General features: G+C 54.9%; 16 protein-coding genes. 4 read left to right on the forward strand and 12 right to left on the reverse strand.

The features are described 5' to 3' along the window. Positions 1 to 11 precede the first annotated feature (11 nt). Together HKD42_RS05800 and HKD42_RS05805 are read right to left on the reverse strand one after the other, a co-directional pair. Positions 12 to 446 carry a DUF1330 domain-containing protein gene (locus HKD42_RS05800; protein WP_170011129.1) on the reverse strand — a complete coding sequence of 145 codons (435 nt, stop codon included), beginning with the start codon at positions 444 to 446 and terminating at the stop codon, positions 12 to 14. Positions 447 to 448: 2 nt separating this feature from the next. Next, positions 449 to 2,065 (reverse strand): long-chain fatty acid--CoA ligase, encoded by a 1,617-nt coding sequence (locus HKD42_RS05805; RefSeq protein ID WP_246236759.1) that lies wholly within the window; start codon positions 2,063 to 2,065, stop codon positions 449 to 451. 86 nt (positions 2,066 to 2,151) lie between these two features. Here HKD42_RS05805 and HKD42_RS05810 point away from each other — a divergent pair, with 86 nt between their 5' ends. After that, positions 2,152 to 2,508, forward strand: a complete 357-nt coding sequence (locus HKD42_RS05810; RefSeq protein WP_170011131.1) for a hypothetical protein — start codon at positions 2,152 to 2,154, stop codon at positions 2,506 to 2,508. On the opposite strand, the gene dnaE is transcribed toward HKD42_RS05810, so the two are convergent. The 5 genes from dnaE to HKD42_RS05835 form a co-directional block, all read right to left on the reverse strand. Then, entirely contained in the window at positions 2,491 to 5,964 is a 3,474-nt protein-coding gene (gene dnaE, locus HKD42_RS05815) for a DNA polymerase III subunit alpha (protein ID WP_170011133.1), read from the reverse strand. The two genes, HKD42_RS05810 and dnaE, sit on opposite strands and share 18 nt — an antisense overlap. Positions 5,965 to 6,053: 89 nt before the next feature. Beyond that, positions 6,054 to 6,401 carry a hypothetical protein gene (locus tag HKD42_RS05820; RefSeq protein WP_170011135.1) on the reverse strand — a complete coding sequence of 116 codons (348 nt, stop codon included), beginning with the start codon at positions 6,399 to 6,401 and terminating at the stop codon, positions 6,054 to 6,056. Positions 6,402 to 6,451: 50 nt separating this feature from the next. Beyond that, positions 6,452 to 6,931, reverse strand: a complete 480-nt coding sequence (locus tag HKD42_RS05825; protein WP_170011137.1) for a glutathione peroxidase — start codon at positions 6,929 to 6,931, stop codon at positions 6,452 to 6,454. Between the two features lie 61 nt (positions 6,932 to 6,992). Beyond that, on the reverse strand, positions 6,993 to 7,667 hold the full coding sequence (locus HKD42_RS05830) for an ABC transporter ATP-binding protein (RefSeq protein ID WP_170011139.1): 675 nt from the start codon (positions 7,665 to 7,667) through the stop codon (positions 6,993 to 6,995). After that, positions 7,660 to 8,901 (reverse strand): lipoprotein-releasing ABC transporter permease subunit, encoded by a 1,242-nt coding sequence (locus tag HKD42_RS05835; protein ID WP_170011141.1) that lies wholly within the window; start codon positions 8,899 to 8,901, stop codon positions 7,660 to 7,662. The genes HKD42_RS05830 and HKD42_RS05835 overlap by 8 nt, the downstream gene beginning before the upstream one ends. A 225-nt stretch (positions 8,902 to 9,126) precedes the next feature. Between HKD42_RS05835 and purF the strand changes: the two genes are divergently transcribed. The 3 genes from purF (at position 9,127) to HKD42_RS05850 (ending at position 11,787) form a co-directional block, all read left to right on the forward strand. Beyond that, positions 9,127 to 10,593, forward strand: a complete 1,467-nt coding sequence (gene purF, locus HKD42_RS05840; protein WP_170011143.1) for an amidophosphoribosyltransferase — start codon at positions 9,127 to 9,129, stop codon at positions 10,591 to 10,593. Beyond that, positions 10,593 to 11,315 (forward strand): SDR family NAD(P)-dependent oxidoreductase, encoded by a 723-nt coding sequence (locus HKD42_RS05845; protein ID WP_170011145.1) that lies wholly within the window; start codon positions 10,593 to 10,595, stop codon positions 11,313 to 11,315. Before purF ends, HKD42_RS05845 begins: the two co-directional genes overlap by 1 nt. 151 nt (positions 11,316 to 11,466) lie before the next feature. After that, complete coding sequence (locus tag HKD42_RS05850; protein WP_170012146.1) at positions 11,467 to 11,787, forward strand: PilZ domain-containing protein; 321 nt, start codon at positions 11,467 to 11,469, stop codon at positions 11,785 to 11,787. A gap of 66 nt (positions 11,788 to 11,853) precedes the next feature. Here HKD42_RS05850 and HKD42_RS05855 read toward each other — a convergent pair whose 3' ends face one another. Genes HKD42_RS05855 through HKD42_RS05875 form a run of 5 tightly spaced genes read right to left on the reverse strand, consistent with a single transcriptional unit; the run spans position 11,854 to position 17,506 of the window. Beyond that, positions 11,854 to 13,101, reverse strand: coding sequence for a serine hydrolase domain-containing protein (locus HKD42_RS05855; protein ID WP_343042201.1), 1,248 nt, complete (start codon positions 13,099 to 13,101; stop codon positions 11,854 to 11,856). Between the two features lie 48 nt (positions 13,102 to 13,149). Beyond that, positions 13,150 to 14,394: an SAM-dependent methyltransferase gene (locus HKD42_RS05860; protein WP_170011147.1), complete on the reverse strand. Its 1,245-nt coding sequence runs from the start codon at positions 14,392 to 14,394 to the stop codon at positions 13,150 to 13,152. A 40-nt stretch (positions 14,395 to 14,434) separates the two neighbouring features. Then, on the reverse strand, positions 14,435 to 15,823 hold the full coding sequence (locus HKD42_RS05865; RefSeq protein WP_170011149.1) for a cryptochrome/photolyase family protein: 1,389 nt from the start codon (positions 15,821 to 15,823) through the stop codon (positions 14,435 to 14,437). A 27-nt stretch (positions 15,824 to 15,850) separates the two neighbouring features. Continuing rightward, a complete protein-coding gene (locus tag HKD42_RS05870; protein ID WP_170011151.1) occupies positions 15,851 to 16,858 on the reverse strand; it encodes a metal-dependent hydrolase in 1,008 nt (335 codons plus the stop codon). 30 nt (positions 16,859 to 16,888) lie between these two features. Further along, positions 16,889 to 17,506 (reverse strand): TMEM70/TMEM186/TMEM223 family protein, encoded by a 618-nt coding sequence (locus HKD42_RS05875; RefSeq protein ID WP_170011153.1) that lies wholly within the window; start codon positions 17,504 to 17,506, stop codon positions 16,889 to 16,891. Positions 17,507 to 17,523 lie beyond the last annotated feature (17 nt).

Raw genomic sequence — 17,523 nt, forward strand, 5'->3', positions numbered from 1 at the left:
CCGCCAGGGGTTCACCCAAACCCTCCGCCGGTTTCGCCCGGTTCGAACCGCATCAGGCGGCTATCGACCAATGCAGCGGTGCGGTTCACAACAGCCAGCTGATAGTTCGCATCCGTGATCATTTCAAAGAAGGCCCCCGCATTGGGATAATGCGCGACAAAGCCGCTATGCCATTGTTTGGCATCGGGGCCCGTCACCATCGTTTGAAATGCACCGCGCCATACGATGCTGCCGCCAACGCGCTCAAAAATGGGCCCGCTGGTTTTGCCGTATTCCACATAGGCCCGCCGTCCGCTCCAACCCTTATCCGCGTGCTCATGCCCTGCTGGATATTCCGCTTGATCGCGAAATTGCAGCAGGTTGAGCATCTGGATAGGCTCGTCGCGCGGCAGGTCTTTGAAGGCCTGAAAGTTGGCCGGGCTTGGATCAATATAGGTTTGCGACATATCTACCCCGCCAACGTATAATCGCTGAACCGCTCGCGCAGATCTTTTTTGCTGATCTTGCCCGTTGCAGTGTGCGGGATGTCATCCACAAATTCGATTGCATCGGGCATCCACCATTTGGCAATCAATGGGGCAAGGTGCGCATTAATATCATCAGCCGTCACGCTGGAACCTGGATTGCGAACTACGAAAAGTACCGGGCGCTCATCCCATTTGGGGTGCGGCATCCCGATACAGGCGGCTTCTGCCACTTCAGCATGACCGACAGCGGCATTTTCGAGCTCCACCGAACTGATCCATTCACCGCCAGATTTGATCACGTCTTTGGTCCGGTCGGTCAGCTGCAAGGTGCCATCAGGGTGGATGATGCCAACATCGCCTGTATCGAACCAGCCGTTCTCGTCGGCGCAGTCCTCCTCCGCTTTGTAATATCGCTTAATGATCCAGGGCCCACGAATTTGTAGTGCGCCGGATGTCTTGCCATCACGCGGCAGTTCGATGCTTGGATCATCCAGATCAATCGTGCGTAGTTCGACGCCGAAGATCGGACGTCCTTGCATCGCGGTTTTATCGACCTTTTGCTCAAAAGTCAGATCGTCCCAATCATGGGTTGGCCCGCCAACCGTGCCAATCGGGCTGGTTTCCGTCATGCCCCAAGCGTGTTGAACACGTGTGCCGTTCTTCATCAGCCGTTCGATCATAAAGCGCGGACAGGCCGAGCCGCCGATTGTGGCAGCTTTCAACTTCGGCAGATCAAGCCCTTGGGCGTCGCAATACTGGAAATGGGCGAGCCACACTGTCGGCACCCCTGCACTATCCGTCACGCCTTCGCGTTCCATCAACTCATGCAGAACGGCGGGGTCGTTTACGGCGGAGAATACGAATTTGATACCCGCCATCGCACCTGCATAGGGCAGACCCCAGCTTGCCGCGTGGAACATCGGCACAACCGGCAACATCACGCTGGAGGCACTGAAATTGAAGGTCGAGGGTTGAAGGCCGGATATGGCATGGAGCACTGTTGAACGGTGCTCATATTGCACGCCCTTGGGGTTACCTGTCGTACCACTGGTGTAACAGATCATGCATGGGTCACGCTCATCACCGGTTACCCACTCAAAATTGCCGTCCTGCTCGCCGATCCAATCTTCAAAAGCCAGCCCATCAAAACCATCTGCCGGATCGTAGCAGATATAGTGCTCAATCGTGGTCCATTTGGACTTCATTTTATCAATAATCGGCTGAAACGCGGCGTCGTAAATCAGCGCTTTGTCTTCAGCGTGATTGGCAATGTACTCCAGCTGGTCTTCGAACAATCGCGGGTTAATTGTGTGGAGCACGCCGCCCATCCCGGCAACGCCGTACCAGCTGACCAAATGGCGGGAATGGTTCATCGCCAGGCTAGCAACTTTATCGCCTTTCTTTAGGCCCAGCGCCTGCAGCGCCTGCGCCATCTTCAAGGCATCGCTGCGAATACCCGCCCAGTTGGTCCGGGTTTCTGTACCATCAGCCCAGCGGGATACGATCTCGCGATCACCCGCCTCCCGTGCGGCGTGATCGATCACATGAGTCACCCGCATGGTCCAATCCTGCATCGCTCCTAAAGCTACAGTTCCCATCAGCATTCTCTCCGAAATTTATATTGTTGTTGTACGCACCATGCCTTTGCTTGCCAGTCAAGGCAATCACTCTAAGAACCGAATGTATGGAAGCGGTAATTCAAATGAAAGTGGCACTAACCGAATGGTCGGGCCTCGCACGCGACGCGATGCACATCTATGTCGCCTTGATTATCTTTATGCTCGCTTGTTTGCGCTGGCGGGCGTGGCAATGGAAACCGTGGTTTTTGGTTTTGCTGGCTGCACTTATCGGTGAAGCGATTGATATCAGGGAATCGCTCAGGCTCGATAATAGAGCGTATTTGGCCGGAAACTGGCATGACCTTTGGAACACCATGCTGCTGCCGACCGTTTTGATGCTCACAGCACGTTACACCACCATTCTTGCCCCGCGCAGCTGCAATCAGTCTGATAAGGAGAGCTGCTCAGGCGACGAGCCGTAAATGAGACGCGCCGCGCCTCGTCGTCAAAGCAACTTTGTCGACACCTTCAATCAAAGCGAGTCGTTCAGCCAATTCTCCGTCGAGAGCAAAATCCCGCCCCAGCCGCATCATCGGCTCGGTTTCAGTACCCGTTTTCAACTTTACCAATACTTCGCCGTGGCCCGCTGTTCCGGGCACCAGTTCGAGCTTGAGATCCTGTAATGCCGCTGCGTCAGTCAGCTCCAAATTGAGCACCATACGTGAGCTTCCGGTTATGTCTTCCAGTGGCCGCCCCCCTCTAATGGTAACGCGCGGCGGTTCGTCTGGGCTTGGCGAATCCAGTTCTACGTTGAGCAAAATGCACGTGCTTTCCGCTGCCCATTTTTGAAAGTCTTCTACCAGTGTTTCTTCAAAACACGCTGCGCTGAATTGCCCGGTCGCATCGGAAAAATCGGCACGGATGAAGTCTTTACCGCGCTTGGTTTTACCCTTGTTGACGCTTTCCACCATGGCAGCCATCACGGCTTGCTGGCGGCCGCCGGGCGGCGCGCCAGATTCCATCAGACTTTGATACGTGCGCGCGCCATTGGCGGAGGCCACGGCCCAGTGCTGCTGGACCGGATGAGCGGAGAAATAGAACCCGAAATTTTCGCGCTCTTTTGCCATACGTTCCGGGCGGGGCCAGTCGTCCGCCGGCTTTAGCCGCAGATCATCGCTGCCATCTTCTTCTCCGGCAAAAAGCCCGACCTGCCCGCTCTCACGTTCGCGAATTGCAGCATCCGCAGTTGCCAGTAGCAACTCCACATTGGCGAACAACATCCCGCGATTGGGTTCAAAACAATCAAGAGCTCCTGCGCAAATCAAGCCTTCCAATTGCCGCCTGTTCATCGAACCGGGCGGCAAGCGTTCAAACAAGTCTTTCATGCCAGTGAAAGGACCATTCGCCTCGCGTTCTTGGACAATTGCATCCATCGCTTTTTCACCAACATTGCGAATGCCCGCCAACGCATAGCGAACGGCGTAACCATCGTCGGTTTGTTCGACCGAATATTCGGCCTCAGACGCATTCAAATCCGGCGGAGCAATTTCGATCCCGTGCCTGCGGGCATCGTCAACAAACAGCGCCAGCTTTTCCGATTGATGCATATCGAAACACATCGATGCAGCGTAAAATTCTTCGGGATAATGCGCTTTCAGCCACGCAGTTTGATAGGCAAGCAGAGCATATGCAGCCGCGTGAGATTTGTTGAAGCCATAGCCTGCAAACTTGTCGATCAAGTCAAACAGCTCATTCGCCGCTTGTTTCTCGATATTAGAATTGATCTTGCACCCATCGACAAAACGTTCGCGCTGGGCATCCATTTCCGCCTGGACTTTTTTACCCATTGCCCGGCGCAGAAGATCCGCATCACCCAGTGAATAGCCCGCCAAAATCTGGGCGGCCTGCATCACTTGTTCTTGATAGACAAAAATGCCGTAAGTTTCGGCCAGAATACCTTCCAGCTTCGGGTGCGGATATTCGATGGGAACATCGCCAGCCTTACGCTTCCCGAATAGCGGAATATTGTCCATCGGACCCGGTCGATAGAGCGATACAAGGGCAATAATATCTTCAAACTTGCTTGGCTTCACGGCCGTCAGCGTGCGGCGCATACCTTCAGATTCCAGCTGGAATACACCAACCGTATTGCCTGATTTCAGCAAGTCAAAGACCGCCGGATCATCCCAAGCAAGCGCGCCCAGATCAATGGTGATGCCGCGCTTTTCCATCAGATCGGTGGCTTTGCGCAGCACAGACAATGTTTTCAGACCAAGGAAATCGAATTTTACCAACCCGCTCGATTCAACATGCTTCATGTCAAATTGAGTTACCGGCATGTCAGAGCGCGGATCACGGTAGAGCGGTACCAATTGCGCCAGTGGACGGTCGCCAATGACAACGCCTGCCGCATGGGTGGAACTATTGCGAGGAAAGCCTTCCAGCTGCATGGCCAAATCGACCAGCCGCTTTACTTCATTGTCGTTCTGATATTCACGCTTGAAATCTGCCGCACCGTTCAAAGCGCGCGGCAGCGTCCACGGATCGGTCGGATGGTTGGGCACCATCTTGCACAGCCGGTCAACTTGGCCGTAACTCATTTGCAAAATACGGCCGCAATCGCGCAGCACCGCACGCGCTTTCAGCTTACCAAAAGTGATAATCTGGGCGACATGATCATCGCCATATTTCTTTTGAACATACCGGATCACCTCACCGCGCCGCGTCTCGCAAAAATCGATGTCGAAATCGGGCATCGACACACGTTCCGGGTTGAGAAACCGTTCAAACAGCAGGCCAAGTTTTAGCGGATCAAGATCGGTAATGGTCAGCGCCCAAGCGACCACAGACCCCGCACCAGACCCCCGCCCCGGCCCGACCGGAATGCCATTGTCCTTGGCCCATTTGATAAAGTCGGCAACGATCAGGAAGTAACCGGGAAACCCCATATTGACGATAACTTCAATCTCGAAATCAAGCCGGTCAAAATAGGCTTTGCGGTCTTCATCAGACATTGGACCATACGGCTCAAGCCGGGCTTCCAGGCCTTTGCGAGCATCCTGTGCCAAAGCCTTTGCCTCGCCCTCCAGATCGCCAGCCAAACTGGGCAGGATCGGATCGCGATAGGGCGGCGCATAGGCGCAGCGCTGCGCAATGGTGAGAGTGTTCGCCAAAGCCTCTGGCAGATCACCAAACAATTCTTCCATCAGCAAATGCGACTTTACGAACGCATCACGATTGGAACGGGGCCGCTCCTCCGCCTCAACATGGGTTGAATGGGCAATGCACAGCATGGCATCGTGCGCGGAGTTCATATGCGGTTCGGCAAAATTGGCCGGGTTTGTCGCAGCCAAAGGCAAGTCGCGTGCATAGGCCACGGCGATCAAACCCTCTTCCGCGGCATCCTGCACATCAGCATTGTTGCGGGCCAGCTCAATATACAACCTATCAGGAAATAGCGTTTGCAACCGGTCAAGATAGGCCTCGCCATGCTCGACCTGCCCTTCCCCAAGCAAACGCGAAACAGCCCCCTCGCCGGAGCCTGTCAACGCGATCAACCCGTCGGAATAGCCTTCTAGATCGGACAGCCGGACATGGGGTTCAAACTCTAACGGGCGATCCAGATGCGCCTTGCTCACCAGATGACACAGATTTTCATACCCGCGCTCGTCCTGCGCGTAGAGCGGCAAGTAGTCGACCTGCTTACCTTCTTTGTCCCGCGCGATGCCAAGCAAGGTTCCGATGATCGGCTGAATGCCCTCATCAAAACACGCCTTGGCAAACATCACCGCGCCATACAGCCCGTTCCGGTCGCAAATCGCGATGGCCGGGAAACCGCGTTCCTTGGCCAGCTTGGCGATCTGTTTGGGATCAATCGCCGCTTCCAACATGGAATAGGAAGACAAAACACGCAGCGGGACAAAGGGAGCAAATGGCATCGCCAGAGAGTAGGAATTTATCCGGGCTTGGGAAGCCTACACCCGTTCAAGCAGCCTAAAAAGCAGAGGAAAACTCTGCCGAGAAGAAGTTAGGAGGCTTCTTCTATCGCCTCTGCCTTGGCGGCGGCGATTTTCTTGCGGGTATCGCGAATGCTCGACCATGCGCCATAGACAATCAATGCACCCAGGAAGAACCACACCCAGACCGGGATATTATTGCCGACAATGGCTAGGTAAATATACGCAGAAACGAAGAAGAAACCGGCGCTCATTGTCGGAAGAACGGTCGATTTCCCTCGCTTGGCGTTCCGCACCAACCAACCGATCGACAGAATGAAAAACGGGATCGCGCCGATATAAATCGCACCGAAAATGTACGGATTAACCCCATATTCCGCGCCGAGGGACAGAAACCATGTATTGAATGTTTCGAGCATAGTGCCCTCCTAAAATATCTGCCCTGTCATTCGTTCGTGCGCAACAATTGTTACAGCAACGCGGCGATATCCTTCTCGATTTTGGCAGGCGTGTCTTGCGGGGCGTAGCGGCGGATAACTTTGCCGTCGCGGCCGATCAGGAATTTGGTAAAATTCCATTTCACCGCTTTGCTACCCATCAGGCCGGGTGCCTCGCCCTTCATCCAATCGAACAACGGACTGGCATTGTCGCCATTTACGTCAATCTTTTGCATCAACGGAAACGTCAGGCCGAAATTGACTTTGCAAAACTGGTCAATCTCTTCCGCATCGCCCGGTTCCTGACCGCCAAATTGGTTGCAGGGAAAGGCGAGAACTTCAAATCCTTGATCGCCAAACTTCTGATGCAATTCCTCAAGCCCGTCATATTGCGGCGTAAACCCGCACTTGCTGGCGGTGTTGACCACCAGCAGCACTGTGCCCAGCTTTTCGGACAGGTCTAGATCGCTGCCATCCGGCTTCTTCACGGTAAATTCTGCTATCGTGGTCATAAATTGGTACTCTTGAAACAACACGGACGGCGTCCGGTTTTATGGCTTGGCTTGGGATAAGTTACCCTAGCACACCCTCATGCAACCTGACCACTCGGTCCATACGGGCAGCCAAACGTTCATTGTGGGTTGCCACCAACGCTGCGCTGCCTTGACCGCGCACAAGACTGAGGAACTCTTCAAAGACTTTGTCAGCCGTGGCTTCGTCAAGATTGCCGGTCGGCTCGTCTGCCAGCACCAATTGCGGCTCGTTCGCCAAAGCCCGCGCAACGGCAACCCGTTGCTGTTCACCACCGGACAATTGACTTGGCCGGTGCGTCAGGCGGTGAGACAGACCCAGCGACGTCAGCAGGCTGATCGCGCGTTCGTCAGCATCGGCGCGCGCAACGCCAGACACCAGTTGCGGCAGGACCACGTTTTCCTGTGCGTTAAAGTCCGGCAGCAAGTGGTGGAATTGATAGATAAAGCCCATTTTTGACCGGCGAAGCTCCGTGCGGCCATCAGACGGCAGCTGACTGGCGTCGACACCGCCTATTGCAATAGATCCGCCAAAGCCGCCCTCAAGCAATCCGACCGCTTGCAGCATTGTCGATTTACCCGAGCCTGACGGCCCCAATAGCGCTACGATCTCGCCAGGCTGAATCTCCAGATCGACACCGCGCAGCACGTCAATACGAACGCCGCCTTGTTCAAAAGACCGAGTCAGCCCTGCAAGTTTGACCACCGGATTATTCATAACGCAGCACCTGAACTGGATCGGTATTGGCCGCCTTAAAAGCGGGGTACAGCGTGGCTAGGAAACTCAGCCCCATTGCGAGCACGCAGATGCCAATCACTTCTGCGGGGTCAACGCGCGATGGCAAATCGGTCAGGATGCGAACATCCGGGTTCCATAGCGCCTGCCCCGTAACAATCTCGAAAAAGCGGACGATGCCTTGGCGAAAATACAGGATGATGAACCCCAGAACCAGCCCGCTCGCGGTGCCAATTGCGCCGATCACCGTACCCGTTGTCACAAACACTTTCAGAATGTTTCGCCGGGTCGCACCCATAGTCCGCAAGATGGCGATATCTCTTGTTTTTGCCCGCACCAGCATGACAAGCGATGATAGGATGTTGAAAGCGGCCACCAGAACAATAAACGACAATGCAAAGAACATCGCGGCCCGTTCGACTTCCAAAGCTTCAAAAATGCTGGCGTTGATGGTCCGCCAATCGCTGATGATTGCAACCCCCTGCAATTTTGGCTGTAGCGGTTGCAGGATCCGGCCAACGTTCTCCGCATCGGTTGTCGTCACCTCGATCAGTCCGATCTGATCCCCGGTAAGCATCAAAGTCTGCGCGTCCTTAATCGGCATCACGACGAAAATCTGATCGAAGTCATAGACGCCTGTTTCGATCAGAGCAGACACTTGATAGCCAACCTGACGCGGCACAGTTCCAAACGGCGTTGATCGCCCGGCCGGATTCACAATAGTAATCGTGTCCCCGATCCGGGCACCCAAATTCATCGCGAGCCTGGATCCGATGGCAACCTTCCCTGCATCGGGCTTCAGTTCCGACAGATTGCCCTGGATCAAGTTCTCGCTCAGCTCGCCAATGTCGCTCTGGGTGTTGCCGCGCACGCTGATGCCAGCGACCCTGCCATTGAACGTCGCCATTAAAGGTTGCTCAATGAGCGGAGACGCGCTGACAACATCGGGCGTGGCTTGCACTTCTTCGAGAATATCTTCCCAATTATCCAGTCGGCCGTTGAAACCCTGAATAATCGCGTGGCCGTTCAAATTGACGAACCGATCAAGCAGCTCGCCGCGAAATCCGTTCATCACGCTCATCACAACAATCAGCAAAGCGACGCTGAGCATGACCACGCCGATACTTATCCCGGCGACAAGAGCGATAAAGCCCTCCCCCTTGCCGGGCATCATATAGCGCCGGGTAACAGTCCATTCGAAAGGTGTTAAAAGCACGGGAGTTTTGGTTTCCAATTGCTAAGCCGAGTTCAGTTGCACAGCGTTTAGGGGGGCTTTCCTTTCGCTGCAATGAAATCCAACCAGAAGCCGGTAGAACTACAGGCAGCTTAATTCCCAAACTCCGTGCATTTCGCCGTTTCTGGCCTTGTAATTAAACTGCAACACCGCCATTGAGCCTCGCGTAGCTGACATCCCACGCAAACACTCCGGGCGGGCCAATTTATGAACCTTTCTCATCCGTTTTACGATGATAATGGAGACAAGCTTCGCGAAGAGTGCGGCGTATTTGGCGCGATTGGCGCAGATGAAGCTTCTACAGTCACCGCATTGGGGCTGCACGCATTACAACATCGCGGGCAAGAAGCCGCTGGCATCACCAGCTATGACGGCGACATGTTCTACTCACGCCGCGGCAACGGGCACGTGGCGGAAAACTTTTCTACCGCAGAAGCACTGGCTGAATTGCCCGGACATATGGCAGCTGGCCACGTCCGGTATTCCACCACTGGCGGCGCGGGCCTTAGAAACGTGCAGCCTCTCTATGCCGATTTGGCCAGCGGCGGCTTTGCCGTCGCCCATAATGGCAACATCTCGAATGCCCAGAAGCTGCGTGATGAATTGGTCGGACGCGGAGCAATTTTTCAATCGACTTCGGACACAGAGGTCATCATCCATCTTGTGGCCACCAGCCGTTATCCAACGATGGTCGACCGCCTGGTGGATGCCTTACGCATGGTCGAAGGGGCATATTCCCTGATTGTCATGACGCCGGAGGGGATGATCGCCTGCCGTGACCCGCTGGGCATTCGCCCTCTGGTAATGGGTAAAATCGGCGAAGCGACCGTATTCGCTAGCGAAAGCGTGGCTTTTGATGTGATCGGGGCCGAATTCGTCCGCCAAGTGGAACCCGGTGAACTGATCAAAGTCGGCTTTGACGGGCAGATCGAAACACTCCGTCCATTCGGCAACCATAAAGCACGGCCTTGCATCTTTGAGCATGTCTATTTCAGTCGGCCAGATTCCATCTTTGATGGCCGCTCCGTTTACGCCGCCCGTAAAGCGATTGGCGAACAGCTCGCCATCGAAAATCCGTGCGATGTCGATCTGGTTGTACCTGTGCCCGATAGCGGCGTTCCGGCCGCCATCGGCTATGCCCAGCAATCCGGCATTCCTTTTGAACTAGGGATCATCCGGTCCCACTATGTAGGCCGCACATTCATCCAACCTTCTGACGGGGTCCGTCATTCGAACGTCAAGCGTAAGCACAACGCCAATCGCGGCTTGGTCGAGGGCAAACGTATTGTTTTGATTGACGATTCAATCGTGCGCGGCACCACTTCGATGAAAATTGTCGAAATGATGCGCGATGCAGGCGCGAGCGAAGTCCATTTCCGTGTGGCAAGCCCGCCGACAGCACATAGCTGCTTTTATGGTGTAGACACGCCGGAACGCTCCAAATTGCTGGCAGCACGGATGGACGTGGAACCTATGCGCGATTTCATCCGCGCAGACAGTCTCGCTTTTGTGTCGATTGAAGGGCTGTACCAAGCTGTCGGCGAACAGCCCCGTGACGCAGCCTGTCCGCAATATTGCGATGCGTGTTTTACTGGCGACTACCCAACACCGCTGACAGATCTTGCCCAGCGTAAGGACAAAGACGCCCAGCTTTCTTTCGATAAGGTAGCCTGATGAGCGAGAGCGCTCCACAAGATCGGCCATTTGAAGGCAAACTGGCACTCGTAACAGGATCGAGCCGGGGCATCGGCGCTGAAACGGCGAAATCGCTTGGCGCGGCGGGTGCGCACATTATCCTTACCGGCCGCGATGTGAAGGCATTGGAAGCAGTAGAGGATAAAATCCACGCAGTCGGCGGCAGCTCCACCATCGCTCCGCTCGACTTAACCGAACCCGATTCTATCAGCCGCCTCGCTTCTGCCATTGCTGGGCGCTGGGACAAGCTGGATTTCTTGGTAATTTCAGCAGCATACCTGCCCACGTTAACACCAGTAACCCAAATTGACCAAAAGCAATTTGGCGTCGCAATCACGACCAATTTGCTGGCAACACAGGCCTTGCTGGCTGCTTTTGACCCGATGCTGAAACGTGCTGATGCCGGCCGCGTGATTGGCCTGACAAGCAGTGTCGGTTCGACAGCCCGCGCTTACTGGTCAGCCTATGGCTCGACCAAGGCCGCGTTTGAGTCGCTGCTTGATAGCTACGCGCAAGAGGTGGAGAAAATCGGCGGAGTGAAAGTTGCCATTGTCGATCCTGGTGCAACTCGCACGGGCATGCGGGCAAAAGCCTATCCCGGGGAAGATCCGGCGACGCTGAAAACACCTGATGTTGTTGCAGAGCGTATTAAGGATTTGCTGATCGCAGATTTTGCGACGTCACACCGGATGCGGGTGTAGTAAATCTTTCTTAACCCATTCGGGTAATTTCATAGCAACCAGGCACGGCCACTCTCTGGAAAGCCTGACCAGACACCCGCTGGAAAGGTTTCTGGTCAAACTTCTAATGGAGGGTAGTTTCGTGCTCCTCGACACACATCAGTCTTATGAAATGGCAGCGCAGGAAGATCGCTGCGCACCGCGAACCCGTCTGGCGATACCCGGCCAATTGCGGCCGTCGGGCGCAAGGTCACGCCCCACAATGGTCCATGATCTATCCTTGTCTGGCTTTTCAGCGTCGGCAATTAACCGGATGATTCCCGGGCAAATTTGCTGGATCACCTTGCCCACACTCGAATCTCTTCAGGCTGAAGTCGTGTGGTGGGACCGTAGCTTGGTTGGCTGCGCTTTCATGGATTTGCTCAGCCCTATCGTGCACAGCAACATCCTGCAGCTTTACAGTCCTGATATGACCTACCGCAGCGCGGTCTAGGCATAGTGTTCACCCCGAGGCGAGCTGATATCCCCTTCAGCTCGCCTCACCCTTGGGGCGTTCTCGTCAATCAGCAGTAGCTATTGCTGTGACCAGCTTTTGCCATTCACTGCGATATTCGCCGCTTGTCGCAGTTGGCCAGTTGCTGACCACGGCAACAACCAGCCTTTCCTCTGGTACGATGGTTATGGCTTGGCCGAAAATACCTTGGGCGCCATAATTGCCATCGGGGTAAGTCCACCACTGATATCCATAGCCGAACCCGTTATCGCCAAACGATACTTGCGGGCCGCCAGCCTTGTCGAACCACCCTGAAGGCACCACGCCATTGCCACCTTCCAACGCAAGTTGTCCCATTCTCGCATAATCACCCAATGTGATTGAAAGACAGCAGCCGCCAATATTGCGACCCGACGGCTCGATCATCCAGAATAGCGGTCCCTCAAAACCAGCAGGATCGACAATTTTGAGCTTGGCATATTCAGCTAAGCTCTGACCGGTCGCGCGTTCAACCAATACGCCAATCAGATTGGTTTCACCGGTTTTATAAACGAACTTCTCGCCCGCCGGGGCCTCGCGCGGGAGCGCTTTCAATTGGGTAACAATGGCATCTTCACCCTGTGCAGCAACGATTGCGCCCATTTTTGCGACATCGCTATTGGGATCGGTGTAACTCTCGTTCCATCGCACGCCCGAAGTCATGGTAGCGATTTGCTCGACCGTGACCCCTTCATAGGCGGAGCCTTCCATCTCAGGCAGATATTTCGTGACCGGATCTTGCAGGCTGGAGATCCAACCATCCTTCACCGCCGCGCCAAGCAAAGTCGATGTAAACGACTTGGCGACTGAAAAACTGGTCCAACGCTGATCAGGTTTGAAACCCAACCCATATGCCTCATGGCGCAGCTGGCCGTCTTTCAGCACCATGATTCCCGCAGCATTTGTGTCTGCTACAAATTGAGCGATTCTGGCCTGAAGTTCTTGGGAATAGGCAGCACCTTTGGGAAATGTACGCGCTGCTGCAGGGGCATCCACTTCGATGCCGGGAAACCAGCTTTCCATATCGCGGAACCGGGCTTCACGTTGTGCGTCTGTCCAAAACAGGACGTTCAGATCAGCAGGCGTGACGCTTGCCGGGGGCATAGTCAGCCGAAAACTGTCTTTCGAAGCGCCCATCGCAGCAGGTGCCGCGCGCTCCGCCGGAACGGTGGAATTCGCCTGCGTAGCGGGCGGAGCACTTGCGGGATCGTAATCTACATATCCGCAGCCAGCCAACATCGTAGCCGACAACAATCCTACTAGTGCTTTCATCATGCTCTCTCCCTCAACGCCTGATTTTAGCGCCTGTCTTGGCAGCTTTCTTTAGCCACCATCTTTCACCAAGGTCACTTGGCTCACTTCAATTCCGCCAGCGCGAAACCCACCTTCACAATACATCAGATAAAAGCGCCAAAGGCGAACAAAACGTTCATCAAACCCGGCGGGAAGACGGCCTTCTTCCGCCGCTGCATCAAATCGTTCACGCCATATTTTGAGTGTTTCGGCGTAATCCTCCGCGAAATCATGCTGATCTTCCCAGCTTAAGCCGCGCTCTTTCGCCAAACGCTGGAATTCGCTGGTGCGGATCAACAGGCCGCCGGGGAAGATATAGGCCTGAATGAAATCAGCGCTGCCCGCGTAATCATCAAATATCGCATCATCGATACTGATATATTGGATCGCTGCGCGCCCACCCGGTTTGAGGTTTCTGGCGATGCAATCAAAATAGCTGGGCCAGTATTCGCGCCCCACCGCTTCCACCATTTCAACGCTGACAATCGCGTCATATTGGCCATTGGTATCGCGGTAATCCTGCTTACGGAATTCAACCTCGCCATCTTGATGGTCGCGAGCCCAATCCAGCTGCTCGTTGGAAAGGCTAATCGCTGTCACTTTGGCACCGTCATCCGCCAGATGCCCGGCCAATGCGCCCCAACCGCAACCGATTTCCAACACTGTTTTGGGTTTTCGCAGCCGTTTTGACAGATGCACCCATTTGCGCCGTTGAGCGGCTTCCAGATCGTCACTGGTGTCAAAAATGGCGCTGGAATAGCTCATGGTTGGGTCGAGCCATTGGGTGTAGAAATCATTCCCAAGATCGTAATGCGCGTGGATGTTGCGCTCTGATCCCGCTTTACTGTTCCGGTTGAGCCAATGAGCGACCTTGGCCGCGAGCCGAAACAGGCCCTTCGCCCTACCCGTCTGCCCTAAAGAAACAGCGTTGGCATTGAACACGGCGAAGACAGTGACCGGATCCGGGCTATCCCATTCGCCAATTTCCCATGCCTGGTACCAACCGATCGAACCATTCGATGCGAGGCGCATTACGCCGCGCCAATCGCGCAGATTGACAACAGCATCAAAACCCGGCTGACGTCCGCCCAGCAATCGCGTGGTGCCATCAGGCAAGTGTCCAAAGATAGAACCCGTTTCCAGACCGCGATCAATCCGGTCGAGAATTTTGTGCAAACTCGGCGCGATCATGCGTTCCAGCAGGCCGGATTTACGGGCAAACCGTTCTCCGCCGCCGATCAGGTCTTTACCGCGTGTTCCCCCATGCACATTCATGCAGCCCCTATGCCGCGCAGTCCACCGGCCCGCAAGCCCGCTAACCCTTCATATGTTTATAGGCTGCCAAAGCGCGTTCGCGCCCTGCTTTATGCGCAATGATTTTACGTGGGTAGCTGCGCGGACGGCAGCCATGTTCTTCCGGATCATGAATGTAGGGCACGCTCAAGTCTGACAGTTCCGGCACATATTCGCGGATATAGGCAGCCGCATCAAACTTTTCTGACTGGCTGAGCGGCGCCATGATCCTGACGAACATATTGCTGTCCACACCGGTACCGGCGACCCACTGCCAATTGGTTCCGTTGGCCGCGTAATCTGCATCTACCAAAGTATCCCAAAACCATTTTTCGCCGTGCCGCCAATCGATCAGCAAATGCTTGATCAGGAAACTGGCTGCGATCATCCGGACACGGTTATGCATCCACCCGGTTTGGTAGAGCTGCCGCATTCCTGCATCGACTATCGGATAGCCGGTTTTCCCCCGTTGCCATGCCTTGAGATCATCGGCCGCTTTTTCATCGGTTTCAGGATCACGCCATTCAAGGCGGTCAAAATCCTCGCGATAGGATTGCACTGGATAGGCCGGGAATTGGCAAATCACATTCTGCGCATAATCGCGCCAAATCAGTTCTTTGGCATAAGTATTCCACCCCTGCCCCTCACGATGTTTCAAGGCATGCCAGATTTGCGCAGGTGATATCTCTCCGAAATGCAAATGCGGCGACAGGCGGCTTGATCCATCTTGAGATGGCAGATTACGGCCTTCATCGTAATCGCCAACGTCACCTTCCCACTCCGTCAAGCGATCATGTGCGGCGGCTTCTCCGACTTTCCAAAACTCCGCGATACCGCCCGACCAATCAGGTTTCGTCGGCAACAGATCCCAATCGTCCAGCGTATCACTGTGCGGCCAACTGTCTGGATGAGACAGCGTTTCTGGCTCCGGCAAGGTATCGCGCGGCGGCATATGTTCCAGCGTTGCTTTGGAAAACGGAGTGTAGATTTTATACGGCGTACCCGATCCCGTTTTTACCGCGCCCGCCGGTAGCAGGAAATTGCCGTCATACAGTTGCAGATCAAGCACCTCTGCCAACTTACCCTGAGCTTTGCGCCACCAAGGTTCATAGTGACGGATTGCATGGATGGCTTCTGCACCGGTTTCTTCCGCCAGTTTGGTAAGCTCTTCCACCGCATCGCCGCGGCGTAAGATAATACGGGAATGACGCGAACCGAGAGCTTTGGACAAATCGGCAAGCGAGTGATGCAACCACCAACGCGACGCCCCGCCATAGGCGTGATGCCCAGCGGCGCCATCATCCAGAACATATACCGGGATTACCGGTCCAAGCTGCGCCGCCGCATGGAATGCGGGCTGATCTGCGAGGCGCAGGTCCCGCCGCAGCCAGACGATGTGTGGTTTTGTCATGATGCTCCCTTTTGCAGGGTAACGGTCTTAATGCGCGTGTGGTTCCGCCGTTATTGGCTTGCACGGCACATCGGGCAAGGCAACCGTAAAACGATCCCGTGCGCGCGGATCATAGAACCGCGCATCCCTCAGCAATATACCGCCTTTGCCATCATCTTCCACGAATGGAGTACGCGACCAAAACAGGAAAGCATCAAGGTCGGAATTGGTCTTACGCATCTCTGCAAAGTCGGGCCAAGCACACCGGTTTTCGCTCACTCTTTTGGCTTTCCAAGGGGACGGAAGTTCACCAGCAGGGACGATCCAATAATCGTTGCGATCTCCTACGATGATTTCCCTCTGGAAAGACAGGAACGGAGGGGGAGAGGGAATAAACACGCCGTCGGGAATATCGGGTTTGACCGCAGGGCTATCAGCTCCGCCCGACAGAGCTTTATCATTGATGGAATACGCAACCTGAGTGCCGACGGACGTCACAAAATTGGCGCCAATATACAATACGGTAAGCACCAACGCCGCGATGGCCGGCCAACGCCAAGTCTTGTCGTTCTTTTCCCGCCAAAGAGAAAACCACGTCGTAAAACCCATCCCGATCCATAGCCAGATATCGATGATAAACAGCGTATTACCGTAAGACCATTGGCTCGAAAAAGGCTCGAGCAAGCGAATACCGTAGACGTTCAGGAAATCGAGAGCTGGATGGGTCAAGCAACCGATGAAACTCAGCAGATAGAGCCATTTGAAACTCACTGGGAGCCGCCCCTCGGGCCGTTTTCCGCGCTTCGCCTGCCACCGGTCAAAACCATACAACAACGCAGCAAGTATCAGCGGCAACAGAATCAAGGCAGGCGGCCCATGGGTAATTCCGCGCCGGAAACCGAGATGTTCTGCACCGTCCAGCCAGAAGAAACATGCCGCATCAACATCGGGCAAGTTAGCCCCAATAATCAACGCGGGCATAGCAAGGCCCGTCTTGCGTTTTAAGCCAGCTTGACCAAGCAACGCACCGACGAGCGAGTGGGTTAGATTATCCATCGCCAATCCCTAGACATAACTGGAGGGAATTTACAGGCCGCGGCGACCGAAACCACCGCTTCTGTGTATGCCACCATGCTGATTGGACGCGGGTTCGGATGTCAAAGGCCGCGCAAGCATATCATTAATTTCGCGGACCAATTCTTCAAGTTCGTGGACAGAACCCACCAACGTCGCTCCGTTGCGCGGCCCGCTGGATCCCTCAACATATAACACTGTGCTGCCTCCGACATTGCGGACATCCGTCGATGTCTGAGAGCCGGCATAAAACCGCTCAATCTCGGCAAACGTCATGCGGTGCTTAACCTTGAAGTCAGCCTCTGGCTTAACCGAACCCAATCGCACTTCACGCTTATCGGGATCGACTTCTAATTGGGTGACAGACTTACGCGGGTACAACGCGCTCCAGCCAATCACAGCCCCGATCAAACCCAATCCGCTGCACAGTGCAATCCGCGCTAAGTCGGTACCGATACCGGTACTCTCCACCGGCATTTGCCAGAAAAACAGACCGCCTGCGATGAATGCCGTTCCGCCGATTGCTGCAAACACCCTACCCAGCACACTAACATCAGGGTTTTCACGCACCAGAAGCTCGTCGCCTCTATTGGCCCGCAGTAATGTTCCGCCTTCTACAAAATGGATCATCAAACCCCCTTGCCGGA

Origin of the sequence: Pontixanthobacter rizhaonensis (genome assembly GCF_012972675.1) — a bacterium.
GTDB classification, from domain to species: domain Bacteria; phylum Pseudomonadota; class Alphaproteobacteria; order Sphingomonadales; family Sphingomonadaceae; genus Pontixanthobacter; species Pontixanthobacter rizhaonensis.